Raw genomic sequence first — 22,678 nt, forward strand, 5'->3', positions numbered from 1 at the left:
CAAGTGACGACAAAGTGGCGCAGTATGGGAACGCGCCGCCAAGGGAGGATGAAATGCCTGTCATGCAGTCGAGAATCATTCATCTGTCGGTCGAAAAACCCTGGAGCCACGTCTATGACTTCGCCTCCAACCCGCAGAACATGCCCCGCTGGGCCGCGGGCCTTGCGGGCGGCCTCACACCGGACGGCGAGGACTGGATCGCCGAGGGCGGGCCGCTTGGCGAAGTGCGCGTCAATTTCGCGCCCGCAAACGAGTTCGGTGTCATCGACCATGTCGTGACATTGCCGGATGGCGTGAAGGTTTATAACGCGCTACGGGTAACGCCGAACGGCAGCGGCACGGAGGTGAGTTTCACCCTGCTTCGCCTTCAGGAGATGACGGACGAGGATTTCGAGCAGGATGCAAAAGCGGTCACGGCCGATCTCGAAACGCTGAAGGCGCTGCTCGAAAAGGATTGATGGAGGAAGCATGACCACGAATACGAACGACCGGCGGATCGATTATGTCGAATTCAACGTCGCCGATATCGAGCGCAGCAAGGAATTTTACGGCGGCGCGTTCGGCTGGTCCTTCAAGGATTACGGTCCGCAATATTGCGAGTTTTCCGATGGCCGGCTGACCGGCGGTTTCACCACGACGGCTCCGGTCTCGGCCAAGGGCGGACCGCTCGTCATTCTCTACGCCGACGATATCGAGGATGTGCAGCGACGCGTCGAAGCCGCCGGCGGGCAGATCAGCGTCGCAATCTTCGAGTTTCCGGGCGGCCGGCGTTTTCACTTCACCGATCCGGACGGATACGAACTGGCCGTCTGGTCGGACCGATAAGAAAAAGGCCGCATCGCGGCCCACATTGAAACCTCTCCGTCATGCCGGACTTGATCCGGCATCCAGCCACGGCGCGTCTGCGCCGTGAGAAGAGTCTTTTGCGATCAATGACTTGATCGCGCTGGACCCCGGATCAAGTCCGGGGTGACGGAGTGCGGATGAGGTACTCTGCCCAAAACATCTCCGCGTGGCCTTAGGGCCGCATCACGCGGCCCTTTGCTTTTCTACCTCAAGCAATCACTCACCCCCGCCAAGCGAATGAACGAAGATCGCCAGCTGCTTGACCGTCGTATCGCCGAGACGCTCACCCCAGGCGGGCATGACCCCGTGCTTGGGCGAACGGATCTGCGCGGCGATGCCTTCCTCCCCATGCGCCTTCAGCCAAATCGCGTCGGCCAGATTGGGCGCGCCGAATTCGCGATTGCCCTTGGCATCTTCCCCGTGGCAGGAGGCGCAATTGTCGGCAAAGAGCTGCTTGCCTGGCTCCACCAGAGCCGGGTTGGATGGGGTGCCGGTGAGGCTGACGACATAGGCCGCAACCTCGCGGATTTCGTCCGATTTCAGAATTTCACCGAAAGCGGGCATTTCCGAAGCACGCGTATCCGCATCGTCGGCAAAACGAATGCCATGCTTCACCGTCGTATAGATGTCGTCGACGCTGCCGCCCCACATCCAGTCGTCATCGTTGAGGTTGGGATAGCCCTGCCCGCCTTCCGCGCCCGAACCGTGACACTGAATGCAATTGACCTTGAAAGCGGCAGCGCCGCCGGAAAGGGCAAATTGCATCAGGGTCGGGTCGGCCTGAATTTCGGCAAGCGACGAATTGGCGATCTTGTCGACAAAGACGCTCTGCGACTGTTTTGCATCGGCAATTTCGGCGGCAATATCGCCGCGGCTGTTCCAGCCGAGCAACCCTTGCGTCGCCCCATTGATCAGCGGCCATGCCGGATAGGCGATGGTATAGCCGATGGCCCAGAGGATCGTAAAATAGAAGGTCCAGACCCACCAGCGCGGCATGGGATTGTTCAGCTCGCGGATACCGTCCCATTCGTGGCCGGTGGTTTCGACGCCGCTGATGTCATCAATGTGTTTTTCGGACATATCCTAGTCCTCCTTGAGCGGAATGCTGGCGGCATCGTCCGCGGCCTTCTTCGAGCCGGGGCGAAGGGTGAAAACGACGACGCCGGCAAAGAACAGGGTCATGGCAAGCAGACCCCAGCTATCGGCGAAGTGGCGCATGGCCGTGTAGGTTTCCATGGCTCACACCTCCTCACCGGTATCCGGCGGCATCGTCATAGGTCGAGAAATCGACCAGCGTGCCGAGCATCTGCAGATAGGCGACCAGCGCATCCATTTCGGTGAGCTTCGCCGGATCGCCGTCGAAATCGCCCACCTTCGCTTTCGGATAACGCGCCAGAAGTTCCGACGAATCCGCATTCGGGTCGGCCTGGGCGGCAAGATCGGCAGCGGATTTCTCGATCATCTCGTCGCTATAAGGCACGCCGACAGCGCGGTTGGCCTTCAGCTCCATGGAAACATCGGTGATCTTCAGCGGCGTGGTCTTCAGGAACGCATAGGAGGGCATGACCGATTCCGGCACCACCGAACGCGGATCGGCCAGATGCTGCACATGCCATTCGTTCGAATAACGGTCGCCGACGCGCGCAAGGTCAGGACCCGTGCGCTTGGAACCCCACTGGAACGGATGATCGTACATGGATTCAGCTGCCAGGCTGTAATGCCCGTACCGCTCCACCTCGTCGCGGAACGGCCGGATCATCTGGCTGTGGCAAACGTAACATCCCTCTCGGATGTAGATGTTGCGCCCGGCCAGTTCCAGCGGCGTGTAGGGCCGCATGCCCTCCACCTTCTCGATGGTGTTTTCGAGATAAAAGAGCGGTGCGATTTCAACGATGCCGCCGATGGAAACGACCAGCAGGGAGCCGACCAGAAGCAGCGTCGCGTTGCGTTCGATGACGCCGTGTTTGTCAAGTATGGACATCGGCCTCTCCTTATTCAGCAGGCTGCAGCGAAGGAGCCGCGTCCTTGCTGGCGCCCTCCTCGCGTTGATGACCGAGGATGGTCATCGTGACGTTGTAGGCCATGATCAGCGCGCCACTGAGGAACATCAGGCCGCCCAATGCACGCATCACGTAGTAGGGGAACAGCGCCGCGACCGATTCCGCGAAGGAATAGACGAGGAAGCCTTGGGCATCATATTCGCGCCACATCAGCGCCTGCTGGATGCCGGCGACCCACATGACGGCGGCGTAAACGACGATGCCGAGCGTGGCGAGCCAGAAGTGCCAGTTGACCAGTTGCAGGCTGTAGAGACGCTCCCTGCCCCAGAGTTTCGGCGTCAGGTAATAGATCGCGCCGAAGGTGATCATGCCGTTCCAGCCGAGTGCGCCGGAATGAACATGGCCGATGGTCCAGTCGGTATAGTGGCTGAGCGAATTGACGGCCTTGATCGACATCATCGGGCCTTCGAAGGTCGCCATGCCGTAGAAGGCAACCGCCATCACCATCATGCGCACGACGGGATCGGTACGGATCTTGTCCCATGCGCCCGAAAGCGTCATCAGACCGTTGATCATGCCGCCCCACGAGGGCATCCACAGCATCACCGAGAACACCATCCCGAGCGTCTGCGCCCAGTCCGGCAGCGCTGTATAGTGCAGGTGGTGCGGGCCGGCCCAGATATACATGAAGATCAGCGCCCAGAAGTGGATGATCGACAGGCGGTAGGAATAGACCGGGCGGTTCACCTGCTTCGGGATGAAATAATACATCATGCCGAGGAATCCGGCCGTCAGGAAGAAGCCGACGGCATTGTGGCCGTACCACCATTGCGTCAGCGCATCCTGCACGCCCGAAAAGGCCGAGTAGCTCTTGACGCCGAGAAACGAGACCGGAATGGCGAGATTATTGACGATATGCAGCATGGCAATCGTGACGATGAATCCCAGGTAGAACCAGTTCGCCACATAGATATGCGGCTCCTTGCGCATGAAGATCGTGCCGAGGAAGGCGACGAGATAGGCAACCCAGACGATGGTCAGCCAGATATCGACATACCATTCCGGCTCCGCATATTCGCGGCCCTGCGTGATGCCGAGCAGATAGCCGGTGGCGGCCATGACGATGAAGAGATTGTAGCCCCAGAACACGAACCAGCCGAGATTGCCGCCGAACAGGCGGGCCCGACAGGTTCTCTGCACCACGTAAAAGGAGGTGGCGATCAGCGCATTTCCCCCGAAAGCGAAGATCACCGCCGATGTGTGCAGCGGCCGCATCCGGCCGAAATTGAAATAGGGCGCGATATTGAGATCGGGAAAGGCGAGCTGAAGCGCCACCACGACGCCGACCAGAAAGCCGACGACACCCCAGAACACGGTCGCAATGACGCCGTATTTCACCACCTCATCGAAATATTCCGACTTGAGGCGGGCACGCGCGGCTGAATCGACAGGCGCGAAGGAGACACGGCGCAACAGAAGCACCGTGCTGACCAGAAGCGTAAAGAACAGCACCCACATATGGGCGGCGAAAAGACTGTCATGGGCAAAGGCTGCCCCAAGCAACGCGAGAAAGGCCCCAAGGGCCACGATCGCGGTTTCTAACGTGTAATTCATTGTTGGTTTCCCCCAACGTGCAAGCCGACCGACGAAAGGCACGGCACGCGCCTGGGAGAGCGGAAACGCGCCTTTGCGTCGGTTGGAGCATTGCCACCAGCAGGGGAACGCCACCTTGATCCAGATCAAGAATGCAAAGCTGTCGCAGCCCCGGCAAAACGGGGCGCGGCTTTATGAGAGGAATTTGCGTAAGAGCAAAAATACACGGCGATGTCGGCCCGCTTTCGCGGGTGCCGCTTCAGCCCTTCATCTTCAGGGGCAGACCGGCGGCGACAAAATAGACCTCACCGGCAATGGCGGCGATTCGCTGATGCAGGCGGCCGGCGTGGTCGCGAAATTCCCGCGCCATGCGGTTTTCCGGCACGATGCCGAGACCGACTTCGTTGGAGACAAAAATCAGCTTTGCCCGAGCCGATACAATCGCCGCCTCGAGCGCCGCAAAGGCAGCCTCGATATCGGCATTCTCCATCATCAGATTGGTGAGCCACAGGGTGAGGCAATCGATGAGAACGACATTTTCCGGCGCATCGAGCTGCTCCAGCACGGCGGCAATATCGACGGGCGCTTCATGGGTGGTCCATTCACCGCCGCGTCGCCCCTGATGATGGACGATGCGGTCGCGCATCTCGTCATCCCATGCCCGGCCGGTGGCCAGATAATGCAGGCTTCCACCGAACTTGCCCGCAAGCTCTTCCGCAAAACGGGACTTGCCGGAGCGCGCGCCGCCAAGAATGAAAACGGAGCGGTTTTTATCTGTCATCTAAAACCTGAAGGAAGAGAATGAAGTGGACCGGCATCTTCGCCGTGTCGAAAGCCAGGGACAGGCAGACATGAAGGGAACGATTCGTAGAAAAAGGCGTCCCCCGGTTGTTCATGCCGGACTGCCGCTGATACCGGACCGGAGAGACAAAACCTGCCTGCGGGATGCGGGACATATCACAGCCTTGGCAACTCCGGATACCGGAAACACCGGTCCTGATGAAAGGCTAGGTGCGAACGGCCATCCTGTCAATCGGTCCCTGCCGTTAGCCAAAAATCAGGCGGAACCGGAACGCAAAACCTTAATCCGGAACCGGCAGACCTGTCGTCCGCGACTGGATTGATAAAGCGACTTGGTTACCGGAAAGTTAGCGAAAAACCGAATGATGAAACCGCAACGCCAAAGGAGAATATGGAGTGACGGCAGCCGCCGCCATTGCCTTGCCATGGCCTTCAAATCAATATGCTTTCGAAGATTCGCAAACAGCAAGGTGGCCTGCCCGTGATGACCGTCATGGACTATATCTCGATCGTCGTTTTCATCCTGTTATGGGCCGTCTATACCCATGTCACGACGGGAACGCGGCTATTTTCGAGAGCCAGCCTCAATCAGGCCATGGCCGAGCGTCGGCGAGACTGGATCATGAATTCGCTGAAGCGCGACCTGAAGATGATCGACACGCAGATCATGGCCGGCCTGCAGAACGGCACCGCCTTTTTCGCTTCCACCTCCATCTTCGCCATTGGCGGATGTTTCGCGCTTCTGGGCGCGACAGAACAGGTCGAATCGGTGTTTCGCGACATGCCTTTCGTGCATTATGCGGGGCGCACGGCCTTCGAACTGAAGGTCATCGGACTCACCTGTCTTTTCGGTTATTCCTTCTTCAAGTTCGGCTGGTCCTACCGCCTGTTCAACTATTGCACGATACTGTTCGGCGCCATTCCCATGGTCCACGATGTCGGCGCCGATCGCGAGGCGGCGGAGCGGGCGGCGGAAAACGTCATAAAGATGAACATCATCGCTGCTAAGAACTTCAATGACGGCCTGCGGACCATCTTTCTGTCCATCGGTTATCTCGGCTGGTTCATCAGCCCTTACGTCTTCATCGCCAGCACGGTCATCATCATCGTGGCGCTGCTACGCCGCCAGTTCTTTTCCGAAGCACGACGCGCCATCATGGAAGAAAACAGGCCTTGAAATAGCCGCACTTCAAGGGCCAAGCCCAGCGTGATACCGGCCTCCCCGAAAGCTTGAAAAACGGAAACCATGGACACGAACGCAGCCGCAAACGAAAACCGCCGCAAAGGCCGCATAGGCGGTCTCGACACCCTGCGCGGGCTGGCCCTCATCGCCATGGCGTCCTACCACTTCACGTGGAATCTGGAATATTTCGGCTATCTCGAACCCGGCACGGCGACGACCGGCCTGTGGAAACTCTATGCGCGCGGCATCGCCAGCTCGTTCCTGTTTCTGGCCGGTTTCAGCCTGTTTCTCGCCCATGGCAAGGGCGTGAACTGGCCGTCCTTCGGCAAGCGCTTTGCGATGGTGGCCGGCTCGGCGCTGCTCATTACCGTCGCCACCTATTTCGCCTTTCCGGACAGCTTCATCTTCTTTGGCATATTGCACAATATCGCCGCCGCAAGCCTTGTCGGGCTGTTGTTCCTGCGAGCACCCGCGGCCGTGACGCTGCTTTTTGCGGTGGTCGCTTTCATCCTGCCGCACTATCTGCAATCGGAGCTGTTCAACGCAAAATGGCTGGCCTGGATCGGTTTTTCCACCATGCCGCCCCGCTCGAACGATTATGTGCCGCTGCTGCCCTGGCTTGCGCCCTTCCTCGCCGGCCTTGCGGTGTCGCAATTCGTCACACCGCGCGACTGGCTCGACCGCTTTCGAAGCCCGAGTTCGCCTCGCAACCTGATCGCAGGCGCCGGCCGTCACAGCCTTGCCTTTTACCTCATCCACCAGCCGGTGCTGATCGGCCTCGTCTACACGCTGTCACTCATCGCCCCGCCCCCGCCTGTCGATCAGGTCGAGCTTTACAAATCGAGCTGTGAAAAGAGCTGCGTCGAGCAGGCGAACGGACTGGAACTGTGCCAACGTTTCTGCGGCTGCACGCTGGAGAAGCTGCAGGCAGAAAACCTGTTCGACACGATGATGGAAGGCAAGCTCAGCGCCGATCAGCAGACGAAGGTCAGCGAGGTGGCGAAGCAGTGCACTGTTGAGGCGCAGTAGGCTCAGGTAGCCAGAACGTTAGCGCTTGCCGCCTTTTCTTCTCCCCGCCGGGGAGAAGGTGGCCCGAAGGGTCGGATGAGGGGGCAACGTCGGCGATAAATCGAGAGCTTGCCCCCTCATCCCGCTGCCGCGACCTTCTCCCCGGCGGGGAGAAGAGACAAGCGAAACCCGCTCGTTCCATATGCAACAAAAGTGAAAAGGCTTCGGAGCCATTCTTGACAGCTACGTCAACGGAATAGCCAACACCGCTATAGGGCCGGGGCCGGCTTCAAGTCCCCACGCCGATTTCGGCAAGCCGCGTCAGACAGGCTTCTTCGACATTGTCGAGTTCCGCCAGCGTCTCTTCGATGTCCTTGCGTTTTTGCCGAAGCTCCGCGCGCTTTTCATCGACCTTCTTCATCAGAAGCACCAATTGGCCCGATTCGCCCGGCGGTTCCTTGTAGACGTGGATGATTTCGCGAATTTCGGAGATCGTGAAACCGATACGGCGGCCGCGCAGGATTTCCTGAATGAGGCGGCGGTCCGCAGCCCTGAAAAGCCGTGTGCGCCCGCGACGCTCAGGGTGAATTAGCCCCTCGTCCTCGTAAAATCTCAAGGTACGGGTGGAAACACCGAATTCGCGTGTCAGTTCGGTTATGCTATAATACTTGTCCAAGGGCCTATCCGATTCATAACCGGATGATATTATTTGACCTTCACGTAAAAGTCAATTTTCGCCCGCCCGGCCTTACCCGGAAATACCGTACCACCAGGTCGCGATCCCCAGAAAGGCGAAAAAGCCGACAATATCGGTGACCGCCGTGACGAAGACCGCCGAGGAGACCGCCGGGTCCGCCCCGAACTTGTCGAGCACCAGCGGAATGAGAATGCCCGCCAGCGCCGCCGCCAGCATGTTGAGACACATGGCCGTGGCGATGATGCCGCCAATATGGATATCCTGAAACCAGATACCGGCAACAATGCCGATGGCGCAGCCGAACAGCATGCCGTTCAGGATACCCACACCCGCCTCACGCCGGATGATGCGCGCGGCGTTGTGAATATCGAGGCTTTTGGTGGCAAGTGCCCGCACCGACACCGTCATGGTCTGCGACCCGGCATTGCCGCCCATGCCGGCCACCGCCGGCATCAGGATCGCCAGCGCGACGATCTGCTGGATCGTCGCATCGAACAGGCTGATGACGGAGGCGGAGAGAAAGGCGGTGATGAGATTGACCGCAAGCCAGGGCACGCGTGAACGCGATGTGCTGGCAATCGAGTCCGACAGTTCTTCGTCACCGACACCGCCAAGGCGCAGCAGATCCTCTTCGGCCTCTTCCTGAATGACGTCCACCACGTCATCGATGGTCAGCACGCCCACCAGTCGGCCGTTGTTGTCGACCACGGCGGCGGAGAGAAGGTCGTATTGCTCGAAAAGCTGCGCGGCCTCTTCCTGGTCCATTTCCGCCGGAATGGAGTGGTTGGTCTCGTGCATGATCGTTTCGATCTTCACCTGACGCTTGGCGCGCAGCACCTTGTCGAGATCGAGCGCGCCGACCAGCTTGAAGGTGGGGTCGATGACGAAGATCTGCGTGAAGGAATCCGGCAGCTCCTCCTCCTCGCGCAGATAATCGATGGTCTGCCCCACTGTCCAGAACGGCGGCACAGCCACGAATTCCGTCTGCATGCGGCGGCCGGCCGAGCTTTCCGGATAATCCAGAGCCCGCATCAGCCGCACACGTTCGGTGAACGGTAGTTGCGAGAGAATATCCTCGCGGTCCTCGTCGTCGAGGTCCTCGAGAATATAGACGGCGTCGTCCGAATCCAGCTCGCCGATACCGGCGGCGATCTGCTCGTTCGACATCTGGTCGACGATATCGAGGCGGATGCCCTCATCCACCTCGGTCAGCGCCGTCATGTCGAAGTCGGAACCGAGAAGACGCACCAGCGCATGGCGCTGTTCCGGCAGGATGGATTCCAGCACGTCGCCGAGTTCGGATTCGTGCAGCCGCGCCACGTTCTTGCGCAGGAAAAGCAGATCGCGGTCAGCGATCGCAGCGCCCACCATCGTCAGAAAATCCGAGCGGACGGAGCCGTCTTCGGCGTAAATATCGGAGGGCGCTTCCGCAGGCTTCATGTCCTCGGGCGCGACAGGATCGTCGTCACGGTCTGTCATCTGGCGTCCCCTTGTATTCAAATGCCGCAGTGCACGGATGCGCAGGCAGAATGGCGTTAAAAGGTTTATTGTCAACAACCGGATAGCGGCAAATAAACAAGCTCTCCGGCTGCGGCGAAAAATCCATTCGACATTCCTCTTCCGGTTCGCAGACTTAGCCACGGCCAGCGGCTATAGGCATGTTTAGCGAGGCTTTGCAGCTTGTTTTGCGACAACGCCCACCCCCTTTACGCCGTTCCCGTTTTAAATGTCGAACGGGCGAACAAAGGTTTCGCCGCAATGCACAATTAAGACATTGACAGGCAGCGTGGAACGGCGCTTCTGGATAGGCATTTGACAAACGGCAAACGCCGACAGGCGGGCACGAGAAGACAGATTCCGGGAATCAGGAACATGAGCAAGACGGACTTCATTGGCAAGGCATCGACAGCCGCAGGCGGCTGGGGCGCTCTCAAAAGCGTCGGCAAATGCCTTCTCGAATCCGGCGCCCCGATTTCCGGCGCCCGCACGCTTTTGAAGACCAACCAGCCGGATGGATTCGACTGCCCTGGCTGCGCCTGGGGCGATCCGGAACACGGCTCGTCTTTCGAATTTTGCGAGAACGGCGTCAAGGCCGTGTCATGGGAGGCGACGGAGGCCCGCGTGCCGCCGGACTTCTTCGCCAGCCGCACCGTCTCGGAACTGCGCGGCTGGTCCGACTACGATCTGGAAAAACAGGGCCGCCTCACCCATCCCATGCGTTATGACCGGGCGAGCGACAAATATCTGCCCGTCTCCTGGGACGATGCCTTCTCCGAAATCGGCCGTATCCTCAACAGCCTCGACAGCCCGGACCGGGCGGAGTTCTATACCTCCGGCCGCGCCTCCAATGAGGCGGCCTTCCTCTATCAGTTGATGGTCCGGCTTTACGGCACCAACAATTTCCCCGATTGTTCGAACATGTGCCACGAAGCGAGCGGCGTTGGCCTGAAGGCTTCGATCGGCGTCGGCAAGGGCACCGTTTTGCTTGAGGATTTCGAACAGACGGACGCCATTTTCGTCATTGGACAAAATCCCGGCACCAACCATCCCCGCATGCTGGGCGACCTGCGCCGCGCCGCCCTTCGCGGCGCTCGCATCGCCGTTTTCAACCCCATCCGTGAAAAGGGTCTGGAACGCTTTGCCGACCCGCAGGACAAGGTGGAGATGATTACCGGCGGCAGCACCCGCATCGCCACCAATTATTACCAGCCGCGCCAGGGCGGCGACATGGCGGCCGTGCGCGGCATGAGCAAGGCGGTCTTCGCCGCCGACGATGCCGCAAGGGCAGCGGGCGAACCCGCCATTATCGATTACGACTTCATCGCCGAACATGCGGTGGAGTTCGAGGCCTATCGTGCCGCCGTCGATGCGACCAGCTGGGAAAGCATCCTCGACCAGTCCGGCCTCACCCGCGCGGAGATCGAGGAAGCCGCCCGTATCTACATGAATGCCGGTTCCGTCATCGCCACCTGGGCCATGGGCGTCACCCAGCACAAGCATTCTGTCATCATCGTTCGCGAGATCACCAATTTCATGCTGCTGCGCGGCAATATCGGCCGTCCGGGCGCCGGCCTTTGCCCGGTGCGCGGCCATTCCAACGTGCAGGGCGACCGCACCGTTGGCATCGACGAAAAGGCCCCGCCAGCGCTTCTCGAAGCGCTGGAAAAGGAACTCGGCGTCCCCATGCCGCGCAAGCCCGGCCACAACACCGTGGAAGCCGTCGCTGCGATGCTGGACGGCGAGGCTCAGACTTTCATCGCGCTCGGCGGCAATTTCATGCGCGCGACGCCCGACAGCCCGCTGATCGTCAAGGCTTTCGAAAAGCAGAAGCTGACCGTCAACATCGCCACCAAGCTCAACCATTCGCATCTGGTGCCGGGCGAAACCTCCTTCGTGCTGCCCTGCCTCGGCCGAACGGAAATCGACCGCAATTCGGCCGGCCGCGCGCAGATCGTCACGGTGGAGGATTCCATGAGCATGGTGCACGGTTCCGGCGGCATCAATCCGCCGGCCTCGGATGAGCTGCGTTCGGAAGTCGCCATCGTCGCCGGCATCGCCGAGGCGACGCTTGGCAATACCCATGTCGACTGGAAGGCGCTTGCCGATGACTACGATCTCATCCGCGACATGATCGAGCGGGTCATTCCCGGTTTTGATAATTTCAACGAGCGCGTCCGCGTGCCGCGCGGTTTTCATCTGCGCAACGCAGCAGCCGAACGGGAATGGAACACGCCGGCGAAAAAGGCCACCTTCTATAGCGGCCCCTTGCCCGAACAGACCGAACACCAGCAGGCGCTCACGCGCGACGACCTGTTCGTATTGCAGACCTTCCGCAGCCACGATCAATACAACACCACGATCTACGGCATGGATGACCGTTATCGCGGTGTCTATGGCGAGCGCCAAGTCATCTTCATGAACCCGAAGGATATGGAAGCGCTCGGCGCTCATTCCCGCCAGCGCGTCGATGTCATCGGCGAATATGGCGACGGCGTGGAACGCATCGCAAAGAATTTCCGGCTGGTGCCCTATAATATCCCGCAGGGCAGCGTCGGCGGTTATTATCCCGAACTGAACGTGCTGGTGCCGCTGTCGAGTTATGGCGAAGGCAGTTTCACGCCGACATCGAAATCGGTGCTCGTCTCCGTTCGCCTGCGCCGGGATGCCTCCTGATGGAAGAGGAGCAATCCACTGCGGCGTTCATGGCGGCGGTGGAGCGGGTTCAGGAAAGCGCCTCAAAGGCGCTGACCGCCACGGGCGCAGCGATCCTTCTTTCGGTTTATCTGACCATCGGCGCTGACAGCCGCAGTATCGCCAACCGGCTGGGGCTTGCACACGCCCTCATTCTGCGCGAAATCACTTCCCTGTCGCCACGTTTCGTGCGGGTGACAAAACGCGATGCCCGCACCCAGCGCAGCTTTCTGGAGGCAACCGAAGAAGGACAGTCCCTTGCGGCGGCGTCCCTGCGGATTTGAAACGAACGGAGCATTCCTTGGCAACCAGGCCGATCCTGCCCTATCCCCATCCCGGCTTGTCCGAAATCTGCGCGCCGGTCACGGCTTTCGACGGGCAATTGCAGGAACTGGTGACGGACCTGATCGATACGATGCGCGCCGCACCCGGCGTCGGCATCACCGCCGCCCATATCGGCGTCAAACAGCGCGTTTTCGTGCTGGAGCTGACACCGGGAACCGTGCTCACCTACATCAATCCTGAAGTCGTCAGCCAATCCACGCAGACCATGCGCCATGTGGAGGGCAGCGTCTCCATGCCGGGCTTCACGGAGGAAGTGGAGCGACCCTCCGAAATCGAGGTGAGATTTCAGGACGTAGCCGGCGGCGAACACCGGCAGATCGCAGAGGGATTTCACGCCATCTGCATCCAGCACGAGATCGACCAGCTGGACGGCATTTTCTGGCTGAAGCGCCTCTCGAAGCTCAAGCGCGACCGGCTGGTGAAAAAATGGGAAAAATCCCGGAAATCCTGATGGTCAGCCGGTAATCGACAGCGCAAATTCCGCATCGTCCTTCAGCGTGTTGCTGACGGTGCAGATTTCCTCGGCCATATGTGCGATGGCGCTGCGCGTAGCCTCATCGAAATCCCCCTTTATCTCTATCCGGACATCGAAACGCACGATCCGCGATGGCTCCTCCTCAGCCTTTTCGCCGGACACGTGCACCATGACCTTTTCGAACCGGTCGAGCACGCCCATGCGGCTCGCCGCAATCCGGGCGCTGAGCGCCAGACAGGCCGACAGCGACGAATAAAGGAGATCGAGCGGATTGAAACCCGGCTCCGAGGCCGCCGTCACCACCGTCAGGGCGCCTCCGGTGGCCGTGACGACATCGGGATGCCCGAGACGGCCAAGAGTGACGACAGCGCCCGTCGGCCGCTTTTTAACCCTGAACTGATTCATGCCCGACCTCACACCGCGATTTCGCCCGATGGAACCAAAATTAGCCTCGCGCTTTTACTCACGCAACGGTGAACGACCGTTGAGTATTGATTGAAAAGGGAGCTGGGACATATGGTTACATCTACGCTCGTCAGCATTCTGATCACCTTCCTGGTGATTGTGCTCGTCTTGTGGCTTATCGCGCGACTGCCGGTCGGCGGCGGTGCGAAACAGATCGCACAGGTGATCGTCATCATCATCGGCATTATTTCGCTGCTGAAATATCTCGCCGTCTTCTGATGTCCCCGCACGGTGCAGACGAAAAAAGGCGGCGAAAGCCGCCTCTTTTTATGCGCGGTTTTCACCCATCCGGTCGCTATTGCCGAGGCTCGAACTGATAGGTTTTTTTCAGGGTAATATCCCGAACGCTGCCAATACCCAGAAACGGCGTATTGTCGGCATCGAAAATCGCCCTGCCCTTCGCCACGATCCACCGATCCGACCCATCCGGCAGATTGACCTTGTAGCGCTGGTCGAAAAACACCCCGGTAGTGATGCTCTCAAAAATGGCCTGCGCCACCTGATCGCGCATCTCGACGTCGATTCTTTCGAGAATCTCCTCGATCGTCACCCCACTCGACGCAACCGGCTCCGAAAACCCATGGCATTCCGCAGTGACCGCATCCATGATCAGCCTGTTATCGGAAATACTCCACATGTAATAGCCAAGCGCATTGTCTGAATCCGTTTTGTCCCCCTGCACGAAAACCCCCAGACATATTTTCCTGACAAAAGCTAACATCGGACCTCTAATATTCCACCCCTCCTTTTTGTAGGGGGAAACGCACGGCTACTACAGCGTGCATCGATATCCACTGAAATTTGACGATGACCAAATCCAGCTGGAGCATTTCCAGTAAAAGTGCGTAGCGGTTTTACGTCCCGGAATGCGAAAAAACAAAGCGATAGAGCACGCCCCACGATTCCGTTTTGACCGGACGTGCTCCAGGGTTCCGAAATGGACGATAAATTTCGAAGAGGCATCGCAAAACCACCTGCCTGCGCCTACATGGCTTGTGATGACATGTCGAAGGAGTTCAATATGGTGCGAGCCGCCCTCACTTTCGGATTGTTGACCGCAACCGTCTTTCTGGCCGGGTGCCAGACGTGGCATAGTCCATATCGTGGAAACGAGTGGCGCATGGATCAGGTCATGGATGGTGACCCCTACCGTGTCGGTGACGGCCAGCGCAACCGACGCTGATCCACCTCGTCCATTCAATTCGAACGGCGGCAGGTCGATAATTTGCCGCCGTTAATTCGTGGCGCTCTGGCTGCGGGATAAAGCAGATTGGTGTGACTTGGGACACATCCGATACGGTCCAACGAACCGGGGACCGGAAACAGAAGGCAAGCTAAACGACTGGCTAAAAAAGAAAAAACCCGCCGAAGCGGGTTTCTTTGGTGCGGTCGAGAAGACTCGAACTTCCACGGGTTGCCCCACAGCGACCTCAACGCTGCGCGTCTACCAATTCCGCCACGACCGCATCGTGGTAGGCGTCGACTTGCGCCGACGGGGGTGCATGTAGCAAAAGGATTTTCGGTGCACAAGAGCGTCGTGACAGTTTTTTGAAATTAAAAATCGCACCGCACCATCCTATATGCAGGAAGCCCGGAAATGCTGGGGTTGCGGCCCTGTCGCCATTTTGCGAGAAGGCTGTGGAAAGGACTTTTTCATGCTCACACGCACCGATATCGAGACAAACATGCTCCCCGCCCCCGGTTCGCCGCCCGTTCGCTGGCGAATCTCGGAAGGCCTCGTCCCTTATGAGCAGGCGATTGAGGAAATGGAGCGTGAAGTCGCCGCCATTGCCAGCGGCGAGGCCGACGAACTCGTCTGGCTTCTGGAACATCCGCCGCTCTATACCGCCGGCACCAGCGCCGATGCCGCCGACCTCATAGAACCGGAGCGTTTTCCCGTCTTCGCCACGGGTCGTGGCGGCGAATATACCTATCACGGGCCGGGACAGCGGGTCGTCTATGTCATGCTCGACCTGAAGCGGCGGCGGCAGGATGTCCGCGCCTATGTGGCGGCGCTGGAGGATGTCATCATCCGCACGCTCGACAAGATGAATGTGCGTGGCGAGCGGCGCGAGGACCGCGTCGGCGTCTGGGTCAGGCGTCCGGAAAAACCGCTGCTTCCCGATGGCGGCATGGCCGAGGACAAGATCGCGGCACTTGGCATCAGGCTGCGCAAATGGGTGAGCTTCCACGGGCTTTCGATCAATGTCGATCCGGACCTCTCGCATTTTTCCGGCATCGTTCCCTGCGGCATCAGCGCCTATGGCGTCACCAGCCTTGTCGATCTTGGATTGCCGGTTATGATCGGCGACGTCGACGTTCTGCTGCGCGAGGCCTTTGAGGAGGTGTTTGGCGAGGCAGTGCCCGAAACCGGCGCAAGCGGCTGATCCCACCGCAACCTTTGCCGCAGGCCGGTGTTTCCAGCATCGATCACCACAAGAGGAGGAACGATCATGTTCACAACGTCCGCCTATGCCTGCGATGACGGCTCTTCGCCGATGAAGCTCGCGACCATCAAGCGTCGCGATCCCGGCCCGCGCGATGTCGAAATCGAGATAGAATTTTGTGGCGTCTGCCATTCCGATATCCACACGGCCCGCAGCGAATGGCCGGGCTCCCTCTATCCCTGCGTTCCCGGCCACGAAATCATCGGCCGCGTCGGGCGTGTCGGCGCGCAGGTCACCCGGTTCAAGGCGGGCGACCGCGTCGGCGTCGGCTGCATCGTCGATAGCTGCCGGGAATGCGCAAGCTGCGCCGAGGGGCTGGAGCAATATTGCGAAAACGGCATGACCGGCACCTATAATTCGCCCGACAAAGCGATGGGCGGCAGCGCGCATACGCTCGGCGGTTATTCCGCCCACGTCGTCGTTGATGATCGTTACGTCCTCAACATTCCCGAAGGCCTTGATCCGGCGGCGGCGGCACCCCTGCTCTGCGCGGGTATCACCACCTATTCGCCGCTGCGCCACTGGAACGCCGGCCCCGGCAAGCGTGTCGGCGTCGTCGGTCTCGGCGGTCTTGGCCATATGGCCGTCAAGCTCGCCAATGCCATGGGCGCAACCGTGGTGATGATCACCACCTCGCCCGGCAAGGCGGAGGACGCGAAAAAGCTCGGCGCCCACGAGGTGATCGTCTCGCGCGATGCCGAGCAGATGAAGAAGGCCGCTTCGAGCCTCGATCTCATCATCGACGCCGTGGCCGCCGACCATGACATCAACGCCTATCTGGCGCTGCTGAAACGTGACGGCGCGCTGGTGCAGGTGGGCGCACCGGAAAAGCCGCTCTCGGTTATGGCCTTCAGCCTCATCCCCGGCCGCAAGACCTTTGCCGGCTCGATGATCGGCGGCATTCCCGAGACGCAGGAAATGCTGGATTTCTGCGCCGAAAAAGGCATCGCCGCCGAAATCGAGATGATCGATATCGATCAGATCAACGACGCTTATGAACGCATGATAAAAAGCGATGTGCGTTATCGTTTCGTCATTGATATGAAGAGCCTGCCGCGCCAGAAGGCCGCCTGACCCCGGAAGGGGGGCGACCTTGCGGGCGTCCCCTCTCCCGTTGGACCTTTCGGTCGAAAGCGCAGCCTGACCCATGACTCCCCGATCCATGACCAGCCAGACCGGTTTCAACGATATCGCCAAGGGCATGACCATCATGGCGGGTTGCATGCTGGTGCTGCCGGTCATGGATGCGATTGCCAAATACATGGCGGTGAGCGGCGGCATGTCGCCGGCGCAGGTGACCTTCTACCGCTTCTTTTTCCAGGTGCTCTGCACCCTGCCGCTGCTGCTCGTGGTGTCGCCCAGGGCGCTGTTCAGCGCCAAACGACCGTGGATGAACTGCCTGCGCGGCGTCCTGCACGCCTCGGCCAGCCTGATGTTTTTCGCCGCCGTCAAATACATGCCGCTCGCCGATGTCTTCGCGATCTATTTCGTCGAGCCTTTCATGCTGACGATGATGTCGGCCCTCTTCCTCGGTGACAAGGTGGGCTGGAAGCGCTGGACGGCGATTGCGGTCGGCTTCGGCGGCGCGCTGATCGTCATACAGCCGAGTTTCGAAATCTTCGGCTGGACATCGCTTCTGCCGGTCGCCTGCGCCTTTCTTTATACGCTCTACCTTTTCCTGAACCGCGCCATCGGCGATGCCGACAGCCCGCTGGTCATGCAGACAATGTCCGGCATTGCGGGAACCGTGTTCATGGGGGCGGCACTTTTCGCCGGCGATGCGCTGGGCGATAAGGATTTTGCCGTCTCGCTGCCGCAATCCGGCTTCGCACTTGCCCTGCTCGTATTGTTGGGATCGATATCCGGCTACATGCACCTGCTGATTGTCAGGGCCTTCCGGCTGGCGCCGCTCTCTCTGCTGGCGCCGTTCCAGTATTTCGAGATCATCTCGGCGACGATTCTCGGTTATGCGCTGTTTTCGGATTTCCCGACGCCGTCGAAATGGCTCGGCATCCTCATCATCGTCGCATCCGGCCTGTTCATCATCTGGCGCGAGCGCCAGCAGGCCGGTGCGACCCCGCCGCTTGACGGGCAGTGACAGCCGACACCTGACGTGCCTCAACCGTTCGAGGGCAGCGGGCCTTCGTCGTGATGGTCCTGCGCCTCCACGAGACTGCCGAGCAGCCAGAGGGAAACCTCGGCCGCCTCCCCGGCCGATTTGAACCGGTATGAGCCGCTATATTTCGGCATGTCGAAAAAGGTGACGACGAAACCGTCGCCGCTTTCAAGACTTTCGACCCGGATGCGCTCGGGATCGATCATCACGCACACATAATGCGACCCCATATTGCGCATGAAGCCGGCTTTGTTGTCGTGCAGCCGCACGAAGGCTGCGCCGCCATCCGCCGTCATATGCAGACTTCTGATCGCCTCATTGGGAAAGGCGCGGGCGAAATCCATGATCGCCTGCCCCACATCATGACTGTTATCCTCATCCGTCGCCCGCGACATGCGCCAGGCATAAACAGCGAAGACCGAAAGCAGCACGAAAACGATAATCCAGATCGCAATACTCATCCGGGACGCTCCCTCAGCATCGAAACATCAAGATTCGCGAATCGAAACGATGCGAACTCGGTTCAGGTTCATATAGGCCGAGGCTTGTGTGAAGTGTGGCTTTGCGGGATCGACGTCGTTTCGCAGCCTGGCACGATCCGTGCCATCAGAAACGCTTGAGGAGGGAAGCCTTTGCCAGCAGCCATTGCCGGCGAAGCTGCGACAGCTGCAGGTCGCCGTCGAATACGCCACTCCCAGCCTTACGGGCGGCGGCTATGACCGGCCCGGACAGGGCGACGGGAAGATAGGCGGCAAAGACATTTTTTGAAATCTTCGCGCGTCTCGCCTTCTCAATATGATCCAGCGCATGGGCCGCGAAAATTTCGATGGCGATGCCGATGCGCTGCCTGTCCTGCCCTTCAAGAAATGTTTCGCGGTCGAGCCCGGCCGCAGCCAGCATATCGGCGGGAATATAGACCTGCCCGCGACGCCGGTGCAGCGGCATGAGCAGCAGCATGCCCGCCATGGCCTGCGCCACGCCCGCGTGCCCTGCCGCCTCCGCGCTGGATGCGGCGTCTTCAGCGGAAAGCACGAGACTTGCAAGCTGGATCAATGCGGATGCGGTCTCTCCGGCATAACCTTCCAATGCATTGCGATCCTCGAACAGGTCGTCATAGAGATCGAAGATACGCGCCTCGATCATATTGGCGAGAACCGGGCGCGGCAGGCGATAGTGCTCGATGGTTGTCAAAAGCGCTGCAGCCACTGGGTGGGACTGGCTGTCGCCATGTGGATTGCCGTCGAGAAGATCGCGCCACCATTGCATGCGCACCTCGCCGGGCAGCGCTTCGCGCACGGAATCGCGGATGCGGGCAATTTCGGCATTGAAGGCGTATAGCGCCGCAAGCGCATTACGCCTGTCGGCAGGCGACAGAAGACATGCGAGATAGCGGTCGCGATCGGTATCGCGCAGCGTCGCGAGGCAGACGTCGAGATTTTCTGTGGGTGCCATGGTTCCCCGCGCGAAACGTCCTGTCAGCCTTCGACGGCAATCAGCGCCGCGGCCACGGCACGCGATTCCGACAGCATGATATTATAGGTGCGCACGGCAGCACCCGTGCTCATCGGGTCGACGGAAATGCCCGCTTCCTTGAAGGCGGCGCGCAATTCCTTCGGCAGAACCCGCATGCCGTCGCCCGTCCCGATCAGCAGCACTTCGATATCCTGCGCTTCCGCCAGAACCTTTTCGAAATGTCCGACCGTCAGTTCTTTCGCATCGACAGGCTCCCACCCGTAGATGCCCGAAGGCAGGAGCAGAAGCGAACCGCGATGCGACATGTCGGCAAAACGGAACCCGCCATTGCCATAGGCATCGATGGGCGCCCGGCCGGGAAAATGGGCCGGGCGTATTTCAATCCCGCCGGCCATCAGACGGCAGGCTTGCCGCCAATGGCGCCGGTGTTGTTTTCTTTCTTGTCGTCCTTCTCGTCTTCCGCATCCTTGCTATCAGGACGCAGCTTGAAGGCGATCAGCACTGGAGCGGCGATGTAGACCGAGGAGAACACGCCGATACCGACACCGAACAGCATGGCGAAGGTGAAGGAACGGATGACCTCGCCGCCGAAGAGATACAGCGCCAGCAGTGCCAGAAGCACGGTCAGACCTGTGAGGATCGTGCGCGACAGCGTCTGGTTCAGCGACACGTCGATGATCATGGAAAGCGGCATCTTCTTGTATCGCCTGAGGTTTTCACGGACACGGTCGTAGATGACGACGGTGTCGTTCAGTGAATAACCGATGATCGTAAGGATCGCCGCGATACTGGTCAGATTGAACTCTATCCCAAGGAAGACGAACAGTCCGATCGTGAAGACCACGTCATGCACCATGGAGATGACCGCGCCGAGTGCAAACTGCCACTCGAAGCGAACCCAGATGTAGACCATGATCGCCGCCATGGCGAGCATAACGCCGATGGTGGAGGTAACGGTCAGGTCGCCGGAAACGGCAGGACCCACGACTTCCACGCGGCGGAAGTCGTATTTGTCCTCAAGCTCGCCGCGCACCATGGTGATGGCGGACTGCTCGGCGTTTTCGCCGCCGTCCTGCGCCTGAATGCGGATGAGAACATCCTGCGGCGTACCGAAATTCTGCGCCTGGATTTCACCGAGGTTGAGCTGGTTCAGACGATCGCGAATATCGGCGAGATCGGCTTCACCCTGCTTGGCGCGCACTTCGATGACCGAACCGCCCTGGAAATCGATGCCGAGGTTCAGACCCTTGGCCACGAAACCGCCGACGCAGGCGAGCATGATGGCGCCGGTGATCATGAACACCACGCGGCGATAACGCATGAAGGGAATGTCGCGACCGTCGAACATGGCGGTGCGGACACCCTTCGGCAGATGTTTCGGACGGCTGCGGCGAACCCAGTAGCCGAACATCCATGCCGTCAGCGTGTAGGCCGTGAAGACGGTGGTGATGATACCGACGGCAAGCGTGACTGCGAAGCCCTTGACCGGGCCTGTGCCCATGTAGAACAGCACGCTTGCCACGATCAGCGTCGTCAGGTTGGCGTCGATAATGGTCGCAAAGGCGCGGGTGAAGCCGTTATCCAGTGACTGGATCAGCGGTTTGCCGCTCTTCACCTCCTCGCGTATTCGCTCATAGATCAGAACGTTCGAATCCACGGCCATGCCGATGGTCAGGACGATACCGGCAATACCCGGCAGGGTCAGCGTCGATCCGATAACACTTAGCACCGCGAGCAGCATGATGACGTTGACGATGAGGGCGATGTTCGCCAGCAGGCCGAAGAAGCCATAAAAGACGAACATGAAGATGAGGACGCCGACCGCGCCGATGGCGCTGGCCGTCAGGCCGGCGGTGATGGAGTCGTTACCGAGGCTCGGGCCGACGGTGCGTTCTTCAACCACGGTCAGCGTGGCCGGCAGCGCACCGGCGCGCAGCAGGACCGCGAGATCGTTGGCGCCCTGCACCGAGAAATTACCCGAAATCTGCCCCGAACCGCCGATGATCGGCTCGCGGATGACAGGTGCGGAAATGACCTGGTTATCGAGAACGATGGCGAAAGGCTTGCCGACATTCTGCTGCGTCGCCTGCGCGAAGCGCTGCGCACCGCGGCTGTCGAAGCGGAAGGTAACGACCGGCTCGTTGGTCTGCTGGTTGAAGCTTGCCTGCGCGTCGACGAGATTGTCGCCGGAAACAAGCGCGCGACGTTCCACCAGATAGGGAACCGGCGGATCGTCCTGCGAATAGAGAACCTCGGAGGTCGCGGGCGGACGGCCGTTCATCGCCTCCTGCACCGGCATCGTCGTATCGACCATGCGGAAGGAGAGCTTTGCCGTCTGGTTCAGAAGCGACTTCAGGCGCTGCGGATCCTGAAGGCCAGGCACCTGCACGATGATGCGGTCCGAACCCTGACGCTGGATGAGCGGCTCGGTGGTGCCGACTTCGTCAACGCGACGGCGCACGACTTCGATGGATTGCGAAACGGCGGATGACAGGCGGTAGTCGATGCCTTCATCCGTCAGGTTGAGCCTGAGCAGATTGTCGCCGCCGTCATTCATCGTCACTTCGGTGATGGAGCCGCCGACCAGCGTGCCGGCGGACACCGGCTGCGTCAGGTCGCGAAGCGCGTTCTTGGCGGCTTCCACCTGAGCGGGATCGCTGATGCGGACCTGAATCTGCTGGCCGTTGCCGGTCAGCCCCGAATAGCGGATGTTGGCGTCGCGAAGCTGCGTGCGCACATCACCCACGATCGTTTCAAGCCGTTCCTTGACGATGTCGGAACGCTCGATCTTGAGCATGATGTGCGAACCGCCCTGAAGGTCGAGACCGAGCGTTACCTTGTTGTCCTTGTACCAGGCAGGCATGCCCTCCAGCTGTTTGTCCGTAAACAGGTTGGGAGAAGCGATGAAGACGCTTGCCAGCACAAGCAGCCAGATGAAGACTGTTTTCCAACGGGAAAAATGAAGCATTTCGATCTCGGTCAGGGTTGGGGTAGCGCTTTGCGCAACCCGTCAAAATTCGCAATCGGGCATTCGATAA

General features: G+C 59.9%; 25 protein-coding genes and 1 tRNA gene. 12 read left to right on the plus strand and 14 right to left on the minus strand.

The annotated features are described in order from the left end of the window. Nucleotides 1-53 precede the first annotated feature (53 nt). Together PH605_RS17015 and PH605_RS17020 are read left to right on the plus strand one after the other, a co-directional pair. The gene (locus PH605_RS17015; protein ID WP_142845516.1) at nt 54-458 is read left to right on the plus strand and encodes an SRPBCC family protein; all 405 of its coding nucleotides are present in this window, start codon (nt 54-56) and stop codon (nt 456-458) included. A gap of 10 nt (nt 459-468) precedes the next feature. Then, nucleotides 469-825, plus strand: coding sequence for a VOC family protein (locus PH605_RS17020; RefSeq protein WP_078053007.1), 357 nt, complete (start codon nt 469-471; stop codon nt 823-825). Between the two features lie 237 nt (nt 826-1,062). On the opposite strand, the gene ccoP is transcribed toward PH605_RS17020, so the two are convergent. From ccoP to cobU, 5 genes are all read right to left on the minus strand, one after another. Beyond that, nucleotides 1,063-1,926: a cytochrome-c oxidase, cbb3-type subunit III gene (ccoP, locus tag PH605_RS17025; protein ID WP_142845517.1), complete on the minus strand. Its 864-nt coding sequence runs from the start codon at nt 1,924-1,926 to the stop codon at nt 1,063-1,065. A gap of 3 nt (nt 1,927-1,929) precedes the next feature. Further along, nucleotides 1,930-2,082: a CcoQ/FixQ family Cbb3-type cytochrome c oxidase assembly chaperone gene (locus tag PH605_RS17030; RefSeq protein ID WP_003502810.1), complete on the minus strand. Its 153-nt coding sequence runs from the start codon at nt 2,080-2,082 to the stop codon at nt 1,930-1,932. A gap of 13 nt (nt 2,083-2,095) precedes the next feature. After that, nucleotides 2,096-2,827: a cytochrome-c oxidase, cbb3-type subunit II gene (gene ccoO / locus PH605_RS17035; protein WP_065655033.1), complete on the minus strand. Its 732-nt coding sequence runs from the start codon at nt 2,825-2,827 to the stop codon at nt 2,096-2,098. A gap of 10 nt (nt 2,828-2,837) precedes the next feature. Beyond that, complete coding sequence (gene ccoN, locus PH605_RS17040; protein WP_065655032.1) at nt 2,838-4,460, minus strand: cytochrome-c oxidase, cbb3-type subunit I; 1,623 nt, start codon at nt 4,458-4,460, stop codon at nt 2,838-2,840. 238 nt (nt 4,461-4,698) lie between these two features. After that, entirely contained in the window at nt 4,699-5,220 is a 522-nt protein-coding gene (gene cobU, locus PH605_RS17045) for a bifunctional adenosylcobinamide kinase/adenosylcobinamide-phosphate guanylyltransferase (protein WP_142845518.1), read from the minus strand. 504 nt (nt 5,221-5,724) lie between these two features. On the opposite strand from cobU, the gene PH605_RS17050 reads away from it, so the two are divergent. Both PH605_RS17050 and PH605_RS17055 read left to right on the plus strand, forming a co-directional pair. Then, on the plus strand, nt 5,725-6,417 hold the full coding sequence (locus PH605_RS17050) for a DUF599 domain-containing protein (protein ID WP_003524993.1): 693 nt from the start codon (nt 5,725-5,727) through the stop codon (nt 6,415-6,417). Between the two features lie 69 nt (nt 6,418-6,486). Continuing rightward, on the plus strand, nt 6,487-7,452 hold the full coding sequence (locus PH605_RS17055) for a heparan-alpha-glucosaminide N-acetyltransferase (RefSeq protein WP_065655030.1): 966 nt from the start codon (nt 6,487-6,489) through the stop codon (nt 7,450-7,452). A gap of 268 nt (nt 7,453-7,720) precedes the next feature. Here the strand turns inward: PH605_RS17055 and PH605_RS17060 are convergent, their stop codons facing one another. Both PH605_RS17060 and mgtE read right to left on the minus strand, forming a co-directional pair. Further along, complete coding sequence (locus PH605_RS17060; RefSeq protein WP_003524989.1) at nt 7,721-8,107, minus strand: MerR family transcriptional regulator; 387 nt, start codon at nt 8,105-8,107, stop codon at nt 7,721-7,723. A 72-nt stretch (nt 8,108-8,179) separates the two neighbouring features. Then, a complete protein-coding gene (mgtE, locus tag PH605_RS17065) occupies nt 8,180-9,607 on the minus strand; it encodes a magnesium transporter (protein ID WP_142779228.1) in 1,428 nt (475 codons plus the stop codon). 393 nt (nt 9,608-10,000) lie between these two features. Between mgtE and PH605_RS17070 the strand changes: the two genes are divergently transcribed. Genes PH605_RS17070 through PH605_RS17080 form a run of 3 tightly spaced genes read left to right on the plus strand, consistent with a single transcriptional unit; the run spans nt 10,001 to nt 13,115 of the window. Beyond that, nucleotides 10,001-12,301 (plus strand): FdhF/YdeP family oxidoreductase, encoded by a 2,301-nt coding sequence (locus PH605_RS17070; RefSeq protein ID WP_161987933.1) that lies wholly within the window; start codon nt 10,001-10,003, stop codon nt 12,299-12,301. Further along, nucleotides 12,301-12,603: a hypothetical protein gene (locus PH605_RS17075; protein WP_142845520.1), complete on the plus strand. Its 303-nt coding sequence runs from the start codon at nt 12,301-12,303 to the stop codon at nt 12,601-12,603. The genes PH605_RS17070 and PH605_RS17075 overlap by 1 nt, the downstream gene beginning before the upstream one ends. 17 nt (nt 12,604-12,620) lie before the next feature. After that, nucleotides 12,621-13,115 (plus strand): peptide deformylase, encoded by a 495-nt coding sequence (locus PH605_RS17080; RefSeq protein ID WP_142845521.1) that lies wholly within the window; start codon nt 12,621-12,623, stop codon nt 13,113-13,115. 3 nt (nt 13,116-13,118) lie between these two features. Here the strand turns inward: PH605_RS17080 and PH605_RS17085 are convergent, their stop codons facing one another. Further along, nucleotides 13,119-13,544 carry an OsmC family protein gene (locus PH605_RS17085; RefSeq protein ID WP_142845522.1) on the minus strand — a complete coding sequence of 142 codons (426 nt, stop codon included), beginning with the start codon at nt 13,542-13,544 and terminating at the stop codon, nt 13,119-13,121. 111 nt (nt 13,545-13,655) lie between these two features. Here PH605_RS17085 and PH605_RS17090 point away from each other — a divergent pair, with 111 nt between their 5' ends. Then, a complete protein-coding gene (locus tag PH605_RS17090; protein ID WP_003502827.1) occupies nt 13,656-13,823 on the plus strand; it encodes a Thivi_2564 family membrane protein in 168 nt (55 codons plus the stop codon). Nucleotides 13,824-13,899: 76 nt separating this feature from the next. On the opposite strand, the gene PH605_RS17095 is transcribed toward PH605_RS17090, so the two are convergent. Then, entirely contained in the window at nt 13,900-14,325 is a 426-nt protein-coding gene (locus tag PH605_RS17095; RefSeq protein ID WP_065655024.1) for a PAS domain-containing protein, read from the minus strand. Nucleotides 14,326-14,541: 216 nt separating this feature from the next. On the opposite strand from PH605_RS17095, the gene PH605_RS17100 reads away from it, so the two are divergent. Continuing rightward, a complete protein-coding gene (locus tag PH605_RS17100) occupies nt 14,542-14,787 on the plus strand; it encodes a hypothetical protein (protein WP_125145676.1) in 246 nt (81 codons plus the stop codon). Between the two features lie 198 nt (nt 14,788-14,985). Here the strand turns inward: PH605_RS17100 and PH605_RS17105 are convergent. Continuing rightward, a tRNA-Leu gene (locus tag PH605_RS17105) sits at nt 14,986-15,070 on the minus strand. 189 nt (nt 15,071-15,259) lie between these two features. Between PH605_RS17105 and lipB the strand changes: the two genes are divergently transcribed. From lipB to PH605_RS17120, 3 genes are all read left to right on the plus strand, one after another. Further along, the gene (lipB, locus tag PH605_RS17110; RefSeq protein WP_142845523.1) at nt 15,260-15,991 is read left to right on the plus strand and encodes a lipoyl(octanoyl) transferase LipB; all 732 of its coding nucleotides are present in this window, start codon (nt 15,260-15,262) and stop codon (nt 15,989-15,991) included. Nucleotides 15,992-16,057: 66 nt separating this feature from the next. Beyond that, complete coding sequence (locus PH605_RS17115) at nt 16,058-17,125, plus strand: NAD(P)-dependent alcohol dehydrogenase (RefSeq protein ID WP_142845524.1); 1,068 nt, start codon at nt 16,058-16,060, stop codon at nt 17,123-17,125. 88 nt (nt 17,126-17,213) lie between these two features. Next, the gene (locus PH605_RS17120) at nt 17,214-18,149 is read left to right on the plus strand and encodes a DMT family transporter (protein WP_020810929.1); all 936 of its coding nucleotides are present in this window, start codon (nt 17,214-17,216) and stop codon (nt 18,147-18,149) included. A gap of 20 nt (nt 18,150-18,169) precedes the next feature. Here the strand turns inward: PH605_RS17120 and PH605_RS17125 are convergent, their stop codons facing one another. The 4 genes from PH605_RS17125 to secDF all read right to left on the minus strand — a co-directional run bounded on the left by PH605_RS17125 (nt 18,170) and on the right by secDF (nt 22,608). Beyond that, the gene (locus PH605_RS17125) at nt 18,170-18,628 is read right to left on the minus strand and encodes a hypothetical protein (RefSeq protein ID WP_059753108.1); all 459 of its coding nucleotides are present in this window, start codon (nt 18,626-18,628) and stop codon (nt 18,170-18,172) included. 145 nt (nt 18,629-18,773) lie between these two features. Further along, nucleotides 18,774-19,619, minus strand: coding sequence for a phytoene/squalene synthase family protein (locus PH605_RS17130; protein WP_078053017.1), 846 nt, complete (start codon nt 19,617-19,619; stop codon nt 18,774-18,776). 23 nt (nt 19,620-19,642) lie between these two features. Continuing rightward, nucleotides 19,643-20,035 carry an Mth938-like domain-containing protein gene (locus PH605_RS17135; protein ID WP_003524967.1) on the minus strand — a complete coding sequence of 131 codons (393 nt, stop codon included), beginning with the start codon at nt 20,033-20,035 and terminating at the stop codon, nt 19,643-19,645. Then, on the minus strand, nt 20,035-22,608 hold the full coding sequence (gene secDF / locus PH605_RS17140; protein ID WP_003524965.1) for a protein translocase subunit SecDF: 2,574 nt from the start codon (nt 22,606-22,608) through the stop codon (nt 20,035-20,037). Before secDF ends, PH605_RS17135 begins: the two co-directional genes overlap by 1 nt. Nucleotides 22,609-22,678 lie beyond the last annotated feature (70 nt).

It is taken from the genome of Agrobacterium sp. CFBP 3001 (assembly GCF_027871605.1).
GTDB classification, from domain to species: domain Bacteria; phylum Pseudomonadota; class Alphaproteobacteria; order Rhizobiales; family Rhizobiaceae; genus Agrobacterium; species Agrobacterium leguminum.